Origin of the sequence: Paenibacillus sp. MER 99-2, assembly GCF_023714095.1 — a bacterium.
GTDB lineage: Bacteria > Bacillota > Bacilli > Paenibacillales > Paenibacillaceae > Paenibacillus.
Genome location: NZ_JAMAUZ010000001.1, coordinates 2129845 through 2148752, shown reverse-complemented (window position 1 = coordinate 2148752; position 18908 = coordinate 2129845). Strand labels below are relative to the sequence as shown.

Below are 18908 nucleotides of genomic sequence, written 5' to 3'. Positions count from 1 at the left end.
TAGGGAGGGTTCTTGATGGATAATCAAGTCAAACAAGCGTACGAAGCGGCCAAGTCTCTATATGCGCAGCACGGAATTGATACGGATGAAGTTCTGAAAAAGCTTGCTGAGATCAAGGTTTCTGTGCACTGCTGGCAAGGAGATGACGTTAAAGGTTTCTTGAATCAAGAAGGGGAGCTTACAGGTGGAATTTCCGTTACAGGTCAATACCCTGGAGCTGCAACGACACCAACTGAACTTCGGTCAGATCTGGAGCAAGCTTTTGCCCTCATTCCTGGTAAACATAAAGTGAATTTGCATGCAATCTATGCAGACACGGATGAACGTGTTGAATTGGATCAAATTGAGCCGAAACACTATGAGAATTGGGTTACGTGGGCGAAGGAACAAGGGCTCGGTTTAGACTTTAATCCAACATGCTTCTCGCATGAAAAATCCAGTGATGGATTCACGCTGAGTCACCCTGATCCGGAAATTCGCAAGTTCTGGATTGATCATTGCAAAGCTTCTCGTCGCATCGGAGCCTATTTCGGAGAACAGCTAGGTCAGACCTGTGTGACCAATGTATGGGTTCCTGATGGATTCAAGGATAACCCGGTAGATCGGTTGACTCCACGCAAACGGTTAAAAGACGCTCTGGATGAGGTTTTTGCTGAAGAGCTTGATCCGAAGCATAATCTGGATGCAGTCGAGAGCAAATTATTCGGTCTAGGCTCTGAGGCTTATGTGGTAGGTTCACATGAATTTTACATGGGGTATGGCTTGCAAAATGATACATTAATCTGTCTGGATGCAGGGCATTTTCATCCAACGGAAGTCATCTCTAATAAATTGTCTTCATTAGCTCTATTCACGAGTGGTATACTGCTTCATGTAAGCCGCCCTATGCGCTGGGACAGTGATCACGTCGTAATTATGGATGATGAGCTGCTTGAGATTGCACGTGAACTTGTGCGTCATGATCTGTTATCTACTACACATATAGGTCTCGATTTCTTCGATGCAAGTATCAATCGAGTGGCCGCATGGGTGGTTGGAACACGGAATACGATCAAAGCATTGCTACGTGCGATGTTAGAACCGATTGAAGCGTTGAAGGATGCCGAACTTAAAGGGGATTACACCCTGCGTCTGGCATTAACAGAAGAATTCAAGTCTTATCCATTTGGCGCTATCTGGGATTATTACTGTGCTCAGCAAGGTGTACCGGTGCGTGAACAATGGATTACTGAGATCAAAAACTATGAGCAAAACGTATTGCTTCAACGTCAAACCTTGCTTGTGTAGTTCGTTTGCGATGATTAGTATTAGTTAATTAGTTAGATTTGAAAGAGCCTTTGTTGAACTTGAGTGTTCATCAGGGGCTCTTTTCTATGTTTAATGAGTTAAGCAATTCAGTATTCCATGTATAAGAGAAGTGAGAACTTCCATAATAGGAAGAAGGCAGTGCGTTCGTTATTTCGTGTTCCACAACCCCAGTCTTTGTAAAGGAGGATCTGTTGATTTGAACCTTGCGCATAACAAGTTATATATTGCAGCCCTCGGCGGCGTGAATGAAATTGGCAAGAACATGTATATCATACAGTACGATCAGGATATCATCGTAATTGATTGTGGTTCTAAATTTCCGGATGAGACATTGTTAGGCATTGATCTGATCATTCCGGATGTATCGTATTTATTAGAGCATCTGGATAAGGTTAGAGGGCTGGTCGTTACACACGGACATGAAGACCATATTGGAGGCATACCCTATCTATTAAAACAATTGAATATACCCGTGTATGCATCCCGATTGACCCGAGGGTTAATCGAGTTAAAGCTTAAGGAACATGGGCTTTTTCGCAACACAGATATGCATACGATCGATGCACATTCAAGTATCAAGCTTGGGCAGATTGATGTTTCCTTTTTTGCAACAAGTCACAGTATCCCGGATTGCCTCGGTATTTTCTTTCAGACAGCAGGAGGTAACGTCGTCCATACAGGGGATTTCAAGTTTGATATGTCACCAGTAAACGGACCTTACCCGGATTTACATCGAATGAGCGAGATTGGTAAACAAGGCGTGAATATATTGTTATCTGAAAGTACCAATGCCGAACGTCCAGGGTTCACCCCCTCTGAACGTGTCGTTGGTGACCATATCTTGGATGCGTTTATCCGTGCGAAGCAAAAGATTTTTATTTCTACGTTTGCTTCCAATGTGAGCCGGGTTCAGCAAATTGTAAATGCAGCATTTGAAACGGGTCGCAAACTTGCGCTATTAGGCAGAAGTATGGTTAATGTTGTGTCTGTAGCGAGCGAGCTAGGATATCTACATGTTCCTGATGGATTGTTAATTGAAGCGATTGACTCGGATCAATTCCCTCCTGAGCAAGTTGTTGTGTTATGTACAGGTAGTCAAGGCGAACCGATGGCGGCACTATCTAGACTTGCAGCAGGTAAGCATCCTCATGTGAGAGTTGCGGCAGGAGACACCGTAATCATTGCGGCTGGAGCGATTCCTGGTAATGAAAGAGATCTTGCCCATGTGATTGATAATCTGTATGTTCTCGGAGCACGAGTGATCTATGGATCAAGCGGCGCTTCAGGCATGCATGTATCCGGACATGGTAGTCAGGAAGAGCTCAAGCTCATGCTAACACTGATGAAACCTGATTATTTAATTCCGATCCATGGGGAGTTCCGTATGTTATACCAGCATCGTTTACTCGCAGAATCCGTAGGGATTGAGAATGATCATGTATTTATCGTTAATAATGGGGAAATGATTCAGTACAAGGATGGTGTTGCTTCACGCGGTCCTAAGATTGCTTCGGGCAATAGCCTTGTGGATGGCCTTATTATGGGGGATGTTGGGAACATTGTGCTGCGAGACAGGAGACAACTATCTTCGGACGGAATGCTGGTCATTGTGACGACAGTAAGCAAAACCGACAAAAATATGATTACCTCACCTGAGATCATTTCCCGAGGATTTGTTTTTGTGAAGGATTCGGAGGAGTTTATGCATGAGATTCATGAGCTGGTTCTTCGGAAAATGGAGGAATTAACCGGAGCCGGTGTGAATCAGTGGAATGTGATCAAACGAAAGCTTAAAGACGAGATCGGTCATTACATCTATGCTCAGACGAAACGCAGACCAATGATCCTTCCCATCATTATCGAAGTATAGGAAGTAAACAACACTCACAAAACGATAAGAGGTTGTTCAAAAAGTCCGCTTTTGATTACGAAAGATGCGCGAGCGGCATCTCATCTGAATATTGTTCGTAAACAACCGCCCGATTGATGCGAGTCATACAAAAGTATGCATTCACATGGATTGGGTTTTTTGGTGTTTAATCTGATGACATGGATGTTCTAAAAAGCCAAATTTTAAAGGACATTCTGTCATAGGAGAGAGAAGTGTTATACGCTTAAGTTTATCAATGTAGAACAGATTCGCCATACGCGAAGCTTCGAAGTATAATATGAACAGATATTACTTTACATTTTAATGAAATCAAAGGGGTAAATATGAACAAAACCATTTCTGATATTGCTCAGATGGCGGGTGTTGCGAAGAGTACCGTCTCCCGGTTCCTAAACGGAGGGTCGGTAAGCGAGAACACCAGGCAGAAGATTGAGCAGATCATCAAACAATATAACTATGTCCCCAATACGTTTGCACAGAGCTTGAAGGCGAAGAAAACAAGCATCATTGGAACAGTTGTGCCAAGGCTTGATTCGTTTGCAACGTCACAGACCCTAATCGGGATCGATGAAGAACTGCGCAATAATCAGTACCAGATGTTAATTGCGAATACAAGCCAGGACATGAAACGAGAGATTGATGGCATATATGATTTTGCTAGACAGAAAGTATCAGGTATTATTCTTCTTGCCGCGGAAGTAACCGAAGCACATCTTAAAGCTATTGAAGAGATTGGCATCCCAGTTCTATTAGTTGGTCAACAACATCCGAATATCCATAGTTTAGTTCATAATGATGATCAAGCAGGGTATGAGATGGGGAAATACATCGTTCAGCAAGGACATCGTAACATTGTGTATTTGGGAGTTACGGAGAGAGATCAGGCAGTAGGTATTCATCGTAAGCAAGGTTTCAAACGGGCTATCGCAGAATGTGGTGAATGTCAGGTTACATATCATGAAACAAGCTTTAAAATGTCAGAAGCGGTTGTAACGGCAGAAGCTATTGTTCGGGATCGCAAAGCGACCATCATCGTTGGGGCAACGGATAACATTGCACTTGGAGTGATGAAAACCGCCTTCTCCAACAAAATACGCATTCCACAGGAATTGTCCATCACAGGATTCGGTGGGTATGATATTACGGAGATGATTCATCCAACACTGACGACTGTGAAATTTCACTATTTACAAGCGGGAAAATTGGCGGCAGATCACATCATTCGACTCGTACAAGGTGGTGTGGTGGAGAAGCAGACTGTACTTGATGTTGAAATTATTCCACGCGAAAGCGTTGACAAACTATAAAAGGTTCCTTTATGATAATTCCATCGAACCGGTTCCATTCGAATGTCTTTACAGGTGAATCGAATCGACACTGAATGAGAAACGCAGGTGGAATTATTTTTTTGTTAGATTTGGAACCGGTTCCTATGTGCAAAATAATTCGTGCACATTTTTTGTGGCGTGTAGCTACATTTTGATTTACAACGCAAGGGTGGAATGGTTATGAAAATGAATAGAGAACAGCGCTATCGACGGATAGAACAAGCAGAACCAGGTGAAATGGATAAGCTTACAGCATTGATATCTGCGTGTCCGTGGAGACAGCGGTATCATATCCAACCCATTACAGGACTACTGAATGACCCTAATGGATTTTCCTATTATGAAGGTCACTATCACTTGTTCTACCAGTGGTTCCCTCTCGGAACCGAGCATGGAATGAAATACTGGTATCACACCCGTTCAACAGATCTTGTTAACTGGGAAAATGTTGGCATCGGAATAAGCCCGGGGGAGAAATATGATTCACATGGTGCATACTCCGGCAGTGCAATCGAAAAAGATGGCAAGCTGCATTTACTCTACACCGGTAATTCAAGGGATGAAGAATGGATCAGGCATCCTTATCAATGCTTAGCCATAATGGATGAAAGCGGTTCAGTGGTGAAAGTTCCTCTGCCTGTAATTGATTCAGTACCTTCAGGATATACCGAACATTATAGAGATCCGAAGGTCTGGCAAGTTGGAAAGCAGTATTACTGCGTGATTGGAGCACAGCGAACCAATGAAACGGGATGTGCCGTAATGTATCGTTCAGCAGATCTCATGGATTGGGAATTTCTTGGTGAGATCGAAACGAAACTCCCGAATTTCGGTTATATGTGGGAATGTCCAGATTATATGACAATAGATGAGCAGGGCGTTCTAATCTTCTCACCCCAAGGAATTCAGCCTGAAGGTGACTTATACAACAACATTTATCAATCAGGGTATCTTGTTGGTGAAGCTCTAGATTTAGAGACAAGGGTGTTCAACCATGGTGCTTTCCAGGAGCTAGACCGTGGGTTTGATTTTTACGCACCGCAGACGATGAACACGCCAGATGGTAGACGTATTCTCGTGGGCTGGATGGGACTTCCTGATCTGTCGTATCCCACAGATGATAGTGGATGGGCACATTGCTTAACGATTCCTCGGCAATTGACGTTGAGGGATGGCAAGTTGATTCAGCAACCCATTGCGGAAATGGCTAAGCTACGAGCATCTGAACCGGGTGAACAGCTACATGTCACTCTGAATAATGAGAGCTCATCTTTTGCAGGTTTCGAAGGCATTGCATATGAACTAGAATGTGAAATTACAGATTTTGATGCAGAACGCTTCGGCATTGCGTTTCGAACCAATGAAGATGAGCAAACCGTGGTACAGTATGATCGACTGCAACAAAAATTGACGCTGGATCGCTCTTTATCTGGTGTTACATTAGATCCGAACAATGGAAATATCAGAAATTACGCTTTAACCGGGGATATCATTAAAATTCGTATGTTCGTTGATACATCTTCAGTTGAAATATTCGTGAATGATGGAGAAGAGGTCTTCACTAGCCGCATATTCCCAAGCCGAGATAGCATGGGCATTCGTTTTTTTGCAGATGGTGGCCAGGCCGAGTTCAAAGCGAGCAAATGGAATTATTAGAGAATATGGATTTATTGAGAGGAATGAATAAGGATGTCGGAGAACAAAAAAATTGCCGAAGAAGTCATTCAGGCTATCGGAGGCAAGGAAAACATAGCTTCCTTCGCTCACTGTGCGACACGATTACGTATTATGGTGAACGACAAAGAGAAGATCGATCAGAAGCAGATTGAGAATATTGATAAGGTCAAGGGTGCCTTTTTTAATTCAGGTCAGTATCAGATCATCTTTGGTACAGGTACAGTTAATCGTATATTTGAAGAGGTCGAGAAGCTCGGCATTGAAGGTTCTTCCAAAGAAGAAGTGAAGAGTCAGGGGAAAAAGGAAGGCAATGCGTTTCAACGTGGTATCCGTACATTTGGTGACGTCTTTGTTCCAATTATCCCTGTGCTTGTCGCGACAGGTCTATTCATGGGTCTACGAGGTTTGCTTACTCAAAATGAAATTTTGTCCTTGTTTGGTGCAACGCCAGAGGATATTTCACCGAATTTCCTGCTGTTCACTCAAATTCTGACAGACACTGCGTTTGCATTTCTACCTGCCCTGGTGGCATGGTCAGCATTCCGTGTATTCGGCGGAAGTCCCGTCCTTGGTATTGTTCTGGGTCTAATGTTGGTTAATCCAGCGTTGCCAAATGCCTACGCAGTAGCTGATGGATCAGCACAACCGCTGCATATGTTTGGATTTATCCCGGTGGTAGGGTATCAAGGCTCCGTGCTTCCTGCATTCTTCGTGGGATTGATTGGAGCGAAGTTCGAGAAGGTGCTGCGCAGGCGTGTGCCTGAGGCGCTAGACTTGATCTTAACACCGTTTATTACACTTACAGTTATGATTACGCTAGGGCTGTTTGCGATCGGACCAGTATTCCACTCCCTTGAAGAATGGGTACTACAGGGAACAACAGCTGTATTGGATCTGCCGTTTGGTATTGCGGGAATCATTATTGGTTTCTTTCATCAGATTATCGTTGTTACCGGCGTACATCATATCTTCAACTTTCTGGAGATTCAGTTGCTTGAGAAAACAGGCTTCAATGCGTTTAACGCAATTATTACCTGCGCCATGGCTGCTCAGGGGGCGGCTTGTCTAGCTGTAGGATTAAAAACGAAGAATATGAAGTTAAAAGCACTTGCACTACCTTCATCACTGTCTGCGTTTCTCGGTATTACAGAACCAGCTATTTTCGGTGTGAATCTGCGCTATATGAAACCTTTCATTATGGGTCTTGTTGGGGGCGCTGTTGGTGGATTTATCGCTTCATTGTTCCATTTACAGGGCACAGGTATGGCAGTCACTGTCATTCCAGGAACATTGCTGTACCTGAACAGCCAACTGCCGCTGTACATTCTGTCCAATCTGACTGCGATGGCTATAGCATTTGCACTGACATGGTTCTTTGGTTATAAGGATGCTCCTGTTGTGGAGGCAAATACGACTGCGCAATCAGGCAGTGCCAGTGAAGTTAGCACGAATCCTGCAGAAGATCAGTCAGAGGTAGAACGTGCTCATACGAACAAGATCACAACCAACCGTCAAAAGGTAGAGTCGCTAACCATTTTGTCACCAATAACAGGCACTGCGGTTGAGCTTGAGCAGGTTCCTGATCCGGCGTTCTCGGAGAAACATATGGGTGAGGGCATTGCTATTGAGCCGTCCGAAGGACGTGTAGTTGCTCCGTTTGATGGCACGGTTGCCCATGTTATGACCAAGAGCAAACATGCAATCATTCTAGAGCACGAAACTGGGGTGCAGATGCTTGTACACATCGGGATCAACACGGTTGGACTCAAAGGAGAAGGTTTTACGCTGCACGTCAACAGTGGGGAAACGGTAAAATCCGGACAATTACTAGTTGAATTCGATATGGAATTCATTCAGAATGCTGGCCTACCGATCATTACACCTGTATTGATTCCAAACGGAAATGAAACGATTGAAGGCGTGGAAACTTCCATGACGGGTAGCGTACAGGCAAATGGTGAAGCTATTATGGTTGTGAAATTCACTGAGCCACAATAATGGTATGTTTAGGAGGAACCTGGTGAGTGTACCAGGTTCCTTTTTGCATGTTTAGGGTGATATTTCAGCCTATAGACCCGCTTCTCGTTTTAGCCTTGAAGCAATCAGCAGAAGATCTTCTGCAGAGATGCCTGGAGCGAATTCTTCGGGTAGATCAGGCAGATCAGGAATGCTTCCACTATGACCAGGTAGGCCGGCATAGGCTTCCAATTTGCCTCCATCAATAGGATGCACACCTTTCCAGATCTGTGCGATGTTCTGATAATCCTTATCGCTAAATGTATAAAGCCTGCGATGTTCACCCATCGCTTCCCATTTACGAGTGGTATCAAACACTTTATTGTCGAGTTTTGGAATTGGAAATAATTTAGTCACGTCAACCCCGGTGGCGATTTGCAGTGCTTTCGCATAAGCCAAGATATGTACGCCTCCGCGGACAAGCAAATAACCGGTCATTTCTCTAGCTGCAGGATGATCCGTCATTTCGTAGACTCTCATTTTGTGCGTACGTGCACCACACTCCAGAAAAAAGTTATGTAGAAGATCGAAGATCAGATTGCCACTGCTTACAACATATGAACCATTCCAAGGTCTGCCCATGGAATCATACGGGAGTGCGGTTTGGGCAGATTCGATGAAATGGGAGGTCATTCGTGCATCTTTACCGATGCGTAAAGGTGTAGAATCTGGGTCACCCGGAGATGTAGAACCCACTAGCATAAGGTTGATCGTGTTCGCGACTAATTCAACATGTCCGAATTCTTCAGCGGTGATACTTGCGACAATATCATAGAAGGCACGAAGCTTTGTTTTTCCTCGAAAATTGAAAGATTGAAACATATAATTGTTGAGCGTTGACATTTCCCCGAATCGTCCACCCAGTAGTTCCTGTACAGCACTCGCTCCGTTGGGATCAGGACTTCCTGAGAGGGGAAGCTCAATCGCCAAACGATCGACACGTTTAAACATGGTGTTACCTCCTCAAACCAAATTACAGTATAGGTATGAGTCGCTACTTGTACGTTATTCGGATCTATCGGAAACATCCAAAAATAAAACCAGATAAGGTCATCTATGGAAGGAGTGACACAAGTGTAAACATAAACAAACGTCCTGCTAGAGCAAAGTGCTCAGACAGGACGCAGTCTTGAAAACTATTTAATTGAAATGATTCAGGTCATTATTGAAACTAGGAAGCTGTGCCAACAACACTGTTCCCATTTTTCGTGATTTTGTAGGTGATGATATCGCCGCTCCAGAAATGGAACTTAAGAATGACTTGTCCATCATTGGTTTCGTTGAAGAAGTTTTGTTTCAACTCAATGACATTACTATTGTAATTAGGGCTGAAGGTGTAGGAGAACTCCTTAAACGATGTCCAGTTCTGAGGTCCTGCATTACCACCATTGACATAGGTTGCTTCCATAGTGGCAAGTTGGTTGCCATTGAATGTTGTTGGAATGGAGAATGAGCTTGTAGTACCCGTTGTATTGCTCAATTTTGGTGTATCATATTTGATCAGATTGAAATGCCAGTTAGCCCCTTTGTTGAATTTTGCAGTGAGCTTCGCGTTAACACCAAGATTACCCGAAGTCGTAAGTCTAGTTAACAAGCTGGATTTCAAGGTGAGTACATCACCGCTAATGGTGTAATCGGTTCCTTTAACAAGGGTTGTATTCCCATGAACAAGAGAGTTGAATGTATTTCCATTCAAATTCAATTTTACGGTTTTATCTTGTATAGCAGCGCCTTTTTTCAGATAAACTTGATCTGATTCGGCTGTTGCAGAACGTCCAGTCCAGCCTGCTTTCATCGTATTATAGAGATCTTGGTCTGACCAAGTGAAGGACGTACGGCCGAAATGCTGACCATTATCCCATAACATGGTTGTCATTTGCTTTTGACGAAGGTACTGCCCAATGAATTCGAAAAATTTCAGCTTCTCACCTTGTTGAATAACACCTGTATGCTGGTCAAATCCTAGCAAGCCGTATTCACCAACAATGACAGGAATGCCTTTGGCTACAAATGCATTGTAGACGCGGTCAAAGGTGTCCGTAATATCTTTTTGAACCTCAGCGTTATATTTGGTTACACCTGCAATGTTTACACTGAACGGCCAGAATCCATAATAGTGCACAGTAGCAATAATGTTAGAATCATTTAATTTGGAAATGGTTTGTGTTAGGGCATCCAAATCAGCTTGATTAGAAGCTGTATGTAACGTTGGGAGAACGAGAGGGCGAGTAGTATTGTTACCACCAGATGTTCTCACAATGTTATGAAATGACGTATTAAGCTCGTCCAGTAGACGGTATGAGGTTGCGGGATCAGTTGTTCCACCTTCAGTGAAACGAGGCTCGTTGACACTTTCGAACATCAGTTTGTTCGAGCTGTTCTTGAACTTATTGGCAATCTGAGTCCAAGCTGCATTGTATCGAGCGAGAACATTGGTGCGATCATTCTCCATGTAACTGATCCACTGCCACGAATCATGATGAATATTAATCATCACATACAGATTGGCATCGAGAGCCCAGTTCACCACTTCCTGTACTCGATTCATGTAAGCGGCATCAATTGTGTAGTTAGGTGCTCCTCCAATATGAGCCTGCCAGGTCACAGGGATACGAATGCTTTTGTAGCCTTGGTTTGCGATATTCTGAATTAACTCTTTGGTGATGCGTGGATTGCCCCAAGCGGTCTCATCTGCTCCAATGGCATCCAGTGAATTACCGAGGTTCCATCCAGGTTCCATCGCTGAAACATACGATTGAATGCTTGAAGGTGCGGCAGTCGCAGTGGGCTGAACTTGCTGCTCTGTGGTAGCCGCGGAAGCGATGGCCGAAGAGAATAGAGACACGATCATCGCCGTGACGAGGGTAAGAGAGAGAACGGATTTACGTTTTGTCATTAATCATAATCTCCTTTTCTAGAAAATGAGTGCGTACTACTGAATGAACCAACGAAATACGGTGTATATGGGTTCAAGAAGTAACATATTACTTAATGTCCAAAAAAGGAACCACCTCCAAATTAAGGGTTGAAAGCGTTTTCTGAATTGAAATATACCATGTTTGTCAAAATCAAAGTACCCTTATAATTGGGTTGAAATTCATGTAGAAATTAGTGGTATAGTCGCCAAATTTGTACTTTTATTTGAACAAAAAAAGGTAACACCTAAATTAACAGGTGCTACCTATAGAACATTCTTGATGTTTAATTATAACAGTTCATTATTTTTAGTTATGGTTGAATTCCGTTTGCAATCTGGATTAATTGATCTAGATTATCTGCTCCATTTGAACATATAGTGTAAAAATTATCATCTGTAATCAAGTGAACTGTCTTTCTTGTCTCACCATCTTCAATGACAGCAGTAGCGCCATTCAATTCCTGAGTTGATACTTCATCTGGCTTATACCAGGATTTTGCTAATTCTAAAGTGGCTTGTTCATGCTCTAACACATCCTCAGATTGAGAAATAAAAATTTCCTGTCCTCCAGACAACCGATAAGTGACATAGACTTCTTTTCCATACATATTTTCGGAAGCATGAATTGCAGTACGTTCAATGATTGAGTTGTTCTCAGTTCCAGCTGTTGACATAGTGTGATCCCCAGAAGAAGTATGCAAATTTAAAGGTATATTGACTTTATCAATATCCTTCAGTTCAAGTTTCTTGCGCTTAGCAGCTTCGTACTCAGGAGTTTCTTTTGGTGTTGATTCTCTCTCAATAGAACTCGTGATATTCACTTTATATGTTGAAGTTGATTCATGACTTGTGGTGGGTTGCTCATCCAAGTTTGATGCAAATGCTTGATTATAAGCAAAGCCAGCACCACCCAGTAGCGTCGTTATAGCAAGTGCTGCAACAATAGTATTACTTATTTTCATAGTTTGATCCTTTCATGTTAATTAGAGTAGTTGGTTTCTTAGTTATGTAATAAAATAACGTCATGAGTTTTGTAAAAGTTGTTTTTATTGGCAAAATTTATTTAGCTGAAGGTTCTCGTTTCACATGAAAAACTTCAGTGGACAACAGCATCAGCTCCACAATCTGTGTGCTCATATACTGCGGTGATGTGGGGAATTCTTCTTCAATCCAGCGAATCAATAGACCTGCGACACCATGTGCACGATAGATGTACAGCCACTTAGGATCAATTAATGTTCCTTCCTCCAGTTCGTACTCATACTCCGATAGAAATAGATTCTCTATAGCTCGCGCGATTTGGTATCTAAAATCAACTTGTACATGGTCACTTAACAGTAATTTATAAAGAGCCGCATGCTCTTTTAAGTATGTAAATAACGTAATATCATCTGTACGCATTTCTTTCAGATTTACTTTGCTAATCGACTGGTATGGATACTGAATTTGTCTAATAAACTCATCCAATACATCCTGAATGACTTCATGTAACAGTTCATCTTTGGTGGCATAATGAGCGTAAAACGTTCCTCGGTTATAGTTAGCTTGTCGCACAATTTCCGATATCGATAATTGTTGAAACGGCTTTTGGAATAACAAATGCACAAACGTTTCTTTCAATGCAGTTTTGGATCGCAGAATACGCTTGTCTACAGAATCAGTCATCGTATGTTCACCTCAAGTCCAGTATGGTCGAATACCGATATTCCTGCAACTTACTGTACAAATCATTCTCATATGTACAGTAACGTACAAATGCCGGTGGATTACGGATTGATGACGATTGAAATAGTTTATATATTGGGAATTGAGATGGTTAAAATTTTATAAAAAGTTGGAGGTATTCCTTATGACATTTCCGGTACTAGAAGGTAAAGTAGCCATTGTAACAGGAGCAGCAATGGGCATGGGCGAGGCAACAGCGAAGCTATTCGCAGAGGCCAAAGCTAAAGTGATTGTAGCTGATTTCAACGAAGAAAAGGGACGTGCCGTAGCTGAAGCGATTCAAGCGTCTGGTGGCGAATCTGCTTTTTACAAAGTTGATATTTCTAAATCCGAAGAAGTGCAGGCGATGGTGAAGTTCGCTGTTGATACTTATGGTAAACTCGATGTAGCTGTCAACAATGCGGCACTTACACCAGATGATAAACCAGCCGCAGAGTTTGACGAAGCGTACTGGCATCGTTTGATGTCCGTCGATCTAACAGGAACCGCCCTTTGTATGAAGTATGAATTGCAGCAAATGTTGAAACAAGGACATGGTGGCTCAATTATTAATATCTCTTCCGTGAGCGGGTTCCGTCCTCAACCTAACAACATTGCTTATGTCGCTGCCAAACATGGAGTTGTAGGCATGACGAAGGTAGCCGCAATGGAAAATGGACCACACAACATTCGTGTAAATACCGTAGCGCCCGGTGCGATTGATACACCGATGCTTCGTGGGGCATTGGATCAATTCGGCTTTACTGCAGAGGAATACGCTCCTCAGCTTAGCTTGCTCAATCGTTTTGGACAACCTGATGAAATCGCTCAAGCGAGCCTCTGGTTGGCATCGGATGCATCGTCTTATGTTACAGGAACGACGATACATGCTGATGCTGGTTACACCTCACGATAAGCAGCAACTCATGGTGTGAATCCGCTCTCATTATTACTGTTTTTCAAAAAGAATCTACAATAAAATTGACATTTCCTCTATTCCTTGCTAAAGTTTTATCCAATCCGCATAATTGTGATCTGGGAATGTTACCGATACGGGCATAACCTGAGCTGGCTTGTTTACACGTCAACGTGTGACCAGGCTGGTTCGGGTTTTTTCTATTTATTTATCCTAGATTTCTGAATCGTAGTGGATGATGAATTACATAATTCGGAAGGAGCATGATGATGACTAATTTTAAATTTCCTGCAGATTTTCTATGGGGTGGAGCTATTGCAGCCAATCAAGCGGAAGGTGCTTATCTGGAAGATGGTAAAGGACTGAGTATTGTTGACCTTTTACCAACGGGTGAGAATCGTAGAAGCATTATGAAGGGGAATGTTCCAGGATTTGAACCGCAGGAGGGCGAGTTCTATCCTTCACATGGTGCGATTGATTTTTACCATCGTTATCGTGAAGATATTGCTTTATTTGCCGAAATGGGTTTCAAAGCACTGCGTGTATCCATTGCATGGGCAAGGATTTTCCCGACAGGTGAAGATGCACTGCCTAATGAAGCGGGTCTGAAATTTTACGATGATCTCTTCGATGAATTGTTGAAGCAGGGGATTCAGCCTGTTGTTACGCTTGCCCATTTCGATGTGCCTGTGAACCTCATTCAGAAGTATGGAAGCTGGAGAAGTCGCAAACTGGTAACCTTGTTCGAAACTTATGCAACAACTGTGTTTACGCGTTATAAAGAGAAAGTGAAATACTGGATGACTTTTAATGAAATTAATATGCTTCTGCATTTGCCGTTCTTGGGAGCGGGTTTGGCTTTCGAAGAAGGGGATAACGTTAAGGAAATCCAGTACCAGGCAGCTCATCATCAGCTTGTTGCAAGTGCACTAGCGGTGAAGGCGTGTCATGAGATTATTCCAGATGCGATGATTGGTTGTATGCTTGCTGCCGGCAGCTTCTATCCATATACATGTAATCCGGAAGATGTGTTCCAGGGCATGGAGAAGGACAGGGAGTCTTATTTCTTCATTGATGTTCAGTCTCGTGGTGAATATCCTGGTTATGCCAAGCGTTTCTTCAAGGATCACGATTTGAATATTGAAATGCAGCCAAGCGACGCCGAAATCCTGAAAAATCATACTGTGGATTACATCGGCTTCAGCTATTATTCAAGCCGTACAACGAGCACGGATCCAGAAGTGATCAAAAATATGACAAGTGGCAACGTATTTGGCTCTGTGGCTAACCCGTATCTGGCAAAATCTGAATGGGGCTGGACCATTGATCCAAAAGGATTCCGCATTACTGCCAACCAATTGCATGACCGTTATCAGAAGCCATTGTTTGTCGTAGAGAATGGATTTGGTGCTCATGATGAAGTCACAGCAACAGGTGAAGTAGATGATAGTTACCGGATTGATTATTTGAAGCGTCATGTTGCCGAAATGGGTGAGGCGATTCAGGACGGTGTGAACATTATTGGTTACACAAGCTGGGGGCCGATCGATATCGTTAGTGCCTCTTCAGGCGAAATGAGAAAACGCTACGGTTATATTTATGTTGATCGGGATAATGAAGGTAACGGCGATCTGCAACGTGTGAAGAAAAAGAGCTTTTACTGGTATCAAAATGTGATTCAATCTGACGGAACCAATCTTGGCGAAGAATAATACCTAAGCTAAGCAATCGGAAGAACCAGAAATGCTGGAACTTCCGATTGTTCCCTCATTGAAAGCGTTGACATATGGACATGTTTCGCGCTATACTTGACGCAAATATATCGTTTATGGGATTGTTACTACACGAAGTAGGCAAAACCTGAGCACCAAAAAAAAGAAGACATGATGTCTTGTTTATTTTGTGTTGCTTCAGGTTTTTTTGTGCCCAAAAATGATAAATTACAGATATGCGTGGAACGTGACGGGGGGATTGAAGTGAAAATAGCTAAGGTTATCAATAATAACGTGATCAGCATATATCAAGCCGATGGAGCAGAGCTTGTGGTGATGGGACGTGGGATTGCCTTCAAGAAGAAACCGGGAGATATAGTAGACGAGACCCGTATTCAGAAAGTATTTGCACTAAAAAACAAACAAACATCGGATAATTTTAAAATGCTGCTTCGTGAAGTGCCATTGGAGCTTATCGAGATTGTTGAAGAAATTATTACTTACGCTAGAGATCATTTAAACAGAAATTTGAATGAAAATATCTATGTATCTCTGACCGACCATATCAATTTTGCGATTGAACGTTATCGCGAAGGAGTAGAGATTAAAAATGCTCTGATGTGGGAAATCAAACAATTGTATAAAGCAGAGTTCAGCTTAGGTTTAAGGACGTTAGAAAATATCAAAACCAAGATGAATCTCGATCTTCCGCCAGATGAGGCAGCCTTCATTGCGCTTCATATTGTGAATGCGGAGATGAACGAAGAAGTGATCACCACAATGAACATTACAAAGTTTATTCAGCAGATTATTAATATTGCCAAATACCATTTCAAAATGGAATTCGATGAAGAGTCACTCAGCTATTTTAGATTCATTACACATCTGAAATTTTTCTCCCAAAGAGTTCTGAGCGGTACTCATTATGATAATAACTACGACCATATTTATGACATGATCAAGGTGAAACATCCCGAGGCTGCAGCTTGTACAGAGAAAATTGAGATGTTCGTGAACAAGGAATACAATCATCAGCTTACCAATGAGGAAAAATTATATCTAACCGTGCATATTGAGCGGGTGGTTAATCGCTGAAGAACGGGAAGCAACATTACCTAATCTAACTCAAATAAATGTGAATAATAATAGTTGACATATTTGGTTAAATTATTATATTATGATATTAACAGGAAATGAATACGATTTAACTGGGATTGTTACTGGTTATGCAGGCAAAACCTAAGTCATGAGAAGGCACGGATGTATGTGTCCCCTTCCTCAAGGCTTAGGTTTTTTGCGTGCAAAAAAATCGGTAGGAGGCCTGTGAGAGAACTTTGCACCAATGCAATAGGTAGTGTGGGTTCAGAAAATATGGGGGTGCAGTCATGAGTCAACAGAAACTGGCTAAAGAAATCGTAGAGCTGGTCGGCGGCGAGAAAAATGTAGTGTCATTGGTTCATTGTGCAACAAGACTACGGTTTGTATTGAAGGATGACAGCAAGGCTGACAAAGCGAAGCTGGAGAAAACCGATGGTGTTATTGCGGTGAAGGAAAATGGGGGACAGTTCCAGGTCGTTGTAGGTAACAAAGTGCCGGAGGTATATAGTGCCATCGGTGAAATTAGTAACATTTTGAATGAATCGTCCGACAATGAAAAACCGAAAAAATCAGCAAAAGGTCTTGGGGGCATCATTGATGTAATCTCAAGCATCTTTGCACCACTCCTAGGTGTTATGGCTGGTGCGGGTATACTTAAAGGGTTACTGCTTATCGCTAGTAATTTGGGTTGGTTAGAAACAACGGACACCACCTATATTATCTTATTTGCAGCAGCTGACAGTTTATTTTATTTCTTACCCCTGTTGTTAGCGGTTACAACGGCTCGTAAGTTCCAAGGTAATATTTTTGTAGCCATGACGATTGCGGGTGCCTTGATATACCCAACCATTATTGGGCTTAAAACAGAGGGAACTCCGACTGATTTCTTCGGAATCCCTGTCGTATTAATGACTTACTCATCGACTGTTATTCCTATTATCCTGTCTGTCATTGTCATGAGTAAGATAGAGAAATTCTTCAATAGAACGCTACACGATAGCGTGAAAAACTTTGTTACTCCGTTAATCTTGCTTGTTATTATGGTACCACTTACATTAATTGTGTTCGGTCCATTTGGAGTTTATGTAGGTAATGCAATTGCATCCGCGCTTGTTGCGGCCTTTGGTTTCAGTCCATTGCTTGCAGGTGCAATCATGGGAGCTAGCTGGCAGTTGCTCGTCATTTTCGGAGTACACTGGGGTCTGATTCCTGTATTTATCAATAACGTTGCTGTTTATGGACGTGATGGTGTTAAGCCGGCTGCAACTGCATCTGTCTTCGCTCAAACGGGAGCTGCCTTCGGCGTTATGTTGAAAACAAAAAATAAAAAGCTCAAAACGTTAGCAGGATCATCGACATTAACCGCACTGTTCGGAATTACAGAGCCGGCTATCTACGGGGTTACGTTGCCACTTAAACGTCCGTTTATTGCAGGCGTAATTGGGGGCGCAGTTGGTGGAGCCATTATAGGTCAAGCAGGAACACAGGCGTTTGCATCTGGAGCGCCAGGATTGTTAACTTTGCCTATTTTCTATGGACCAGGTGGTGAAGGTTTCCCAGGATTGATTCTTGGTATCACAGCTTCCTTTGTTGTCTCAGCAGTATTAACGTACATTATGGGCTTCAAAGACCCGGTTGAAGAAGAAACAACAGCAACGAACACTACGACTGCCGCTATTACTAAGGAAGCACCAGTTCGTACGTCGGCCGTATCTGATGAAAAAGTGCTCAGCCCGATTGAAGGTACAATCGTTAGTTTGACAGAAGTTCCTGACCCGGCATTTTCCTCTGGAGCAATGGGTGACGGAATTGCGATTGAGCCAACGGTTGGTAGAGTGGTCGCTCCGTTTGACGGAACTGTAACGGTTGCCTTTAAGAAGAAACATGCGCTTGCGGTTGTATCGGATACAGGAGCAGAAATTTTGGTGCACGTGGGTGTGGATACAGTTAAGCTGGATGGACAACATTTTATATCTCACATCCAAGAAGGTGACCGTGTCAAAGCTGGTGATCTGTTGCTAGAGTTCGACATCGCTCAGATCAAGGCTGCAGGGTATCACACGGTGACACCAATCATTGTTACGAATTCAGCCAATTATGAGAAAGTTGTACCACTGGCAACCGGTCAAGTCCGGACGCAGGAAGCGTTGTTGACTTTGCACAGTGCTACGCCTCAAACGTAACTTAGAGAAAGAAGAGTGTACTAGGGAACGTTAATAGATTGCTTAATCTACATTGTCTGATCTACATTATTACTCTTATAGCCGTGCCTACATTGAGCATATAAAACTTGCTTGATGGGGTGCGGCTTTTGACTTTCAAGGGTTGGGAAATTATAATT

The 18908-nt window shown here is 42.7% G+C and carries 13 protein-coding genes; 9 read left to right on the top strand and 4 right to left on the bottom strand.

The genetic code is table 11. From position 1 onward, the window contains the following. The first annotated feature begins 15 nt into the window (after positions 1-15). From rhaA to M3636_RS09570, 5 genes are all read left to right on the top strand, one after another. On the top strand, positions 16-1287 hold the full coding sequence (rhaA, locus tag M3636_RS09590; RefSeq protein WP_128102408.1) for an L-rhamnose isomerase: 1272 nt from the start codon (positions 16-18) through the stop codon (positions 1285-1287). Positions 1288-1504: 217 nt separating this feature from the next. Continuing rightward, a complete protein-coding gene (locus M3636_RS09585; protein ID WP_251382279.1) occupies positions 1505-3178 on the top strand; it encodes a ribonuclease J in 1674 nt (557 codons plus the stop codon). 344 nt (positions 3179-3522) lie between these two features. After that, complete coding sequence (locus tag M3636_RS09580; protein WP_251382278.1) at positions 3523-4506, top strand: LacI family DNA-binding transcriptional regulator; 984 nt, start codon at positions 3523-3525, stop codon at positions 4504-4506. A gap of 201 nt (positions 4507-4707) precedes the next feature. Then, positions 4708-6183 (top strand): glycoside hydrolase family 32 protein, encoded by a 1476-nt coding sequence (locus M3636_RS09575; protein ID WP_251382277.1) that lies wholly within the window; start codon positions 4708-4710, stop codon positions 6181-6183. A gap of 33 nt (positions 6184-6216) precedes the next feature. Beyond that, positions 6217-8202: a sucrose-specific PTS transporter subunit IIBC gene (locus tag M3636_RS09570; RefSeq protein WP_251382276.1), complete on the top strand. Its 1986-nt coding sequence runs from the start codon at positions 6217-6219 to the stop codon at positions 8200-8202. A 69-nt stretch (positions 8203-8271) separates the two neighbouring features. Here the strand turns inward: M3636_RS09570 and M3636_RS09565 are convergent, their stop codons facing one another. From M3636_RS09565 to M3636_RS09550, 4 genes are all read right to left on the bottom strand, one after another. Beyond that, a complete protein-coding gene (locus M3636_RS09565; RefSeq protein WP_056692131.1) occupies positions 8272-9171 on the bottom strand; it encodes a manganese catalase family protein in 900 nt (299 codons plus the stop codon). Between the two features lie 220 nt (positions 9172-9391). Beyond that, a complete protein-coding gene (locus M3636_RS09560; protein WP_251382275.1) occupies positions 9392-11116 on the bottom strand; it encodes a cellulase family glycosylhydrolase in 1725 nt (574 codons plus the stop codon). A gap of 332 nt (positions 11117-11448) precedes the next feature. Continuing rightward, positions 11449-12099, bottom strand: a complete 651-nt coding sequence (locus M3636_RS09555) for a hypothetical protein (RefSeq protein ID WP_251382274.1) — start codon at positions 12097-12099, stop codon at positions 11449-11451. A 97-nt stretch (positions 12100-12196) separates the two neighbouring features. Beyond that, positions 12197-12802 (bottom strand): TetR/AcrR family transcriptional regulator, encoded by a 606-nt coding sequence (locus M3636_RS09550; protein WP_251382273.1) that lies wholly within the window; start codon positions 12800-12802, stop codon positions 12197-12199. 184 nt (positions 12803-12986) lie between these two features. On the opposite strand from M3636_RS09550, the gene M3636_RS09545 reads away from it, so the two are divergent. The 4 genes from M3636_RS09545 to M3636_RS09530 all read left to right on the top strand — a co-directional run bounded on the left by M3636_RS09545 (position 12987) and on the right by M3636_RS09530 (position 18750). Beyond that, complete coding sequence (locus tag M3636_RS09545; protein ID WP_128102402.1) at positions 12987-13757, top strand: SDR family NAD(P)-dependent oxidoreductase; 771 nt, start codon at positions 12987-12989, stop codon at positions 13755-13757. A gap of 269 nt (positions 13758-14026) precedes the next feature. Then, complete coding sequence (locus M3636_RS09540) at positions 14027-15469, top strand: 6-phospho-beta-glucosidase (RefSeq protein WP_251382272.1); 1443 nt, start codon at positions 14027-14029, stop codon at positions 15467-15469. Between the two features lie 264 nt (positions 15470-15733). Continuing rightward, on the top strand, positions 15734-16564 hold the full coding sequence (gene licT, locus M3636_RS09535) for a BglG family transcription antiterminator LicT (protein WP_251382271.1): 831 nt from the start codon (positions 15734-15736) through the stop codon (positions 16562-16564). A 290-nt stretch (positions 16565-16854) separates the two neighbouring features. Next, the gene (locus M3636_RS09530) at positions 16855-18750 is read left to right on the top strand and encodes a beta-glucoside-specific PTS transporter subunit IIABC (RefSeq protein ID WP_251382270.1); all 1896 of its coding nucleotides are present in this window, start codon (positions 16855-16857) and stop codon (positions 18748-18750) included. Positions 18751-18908 lie beyond the last annotated feature (158 nt).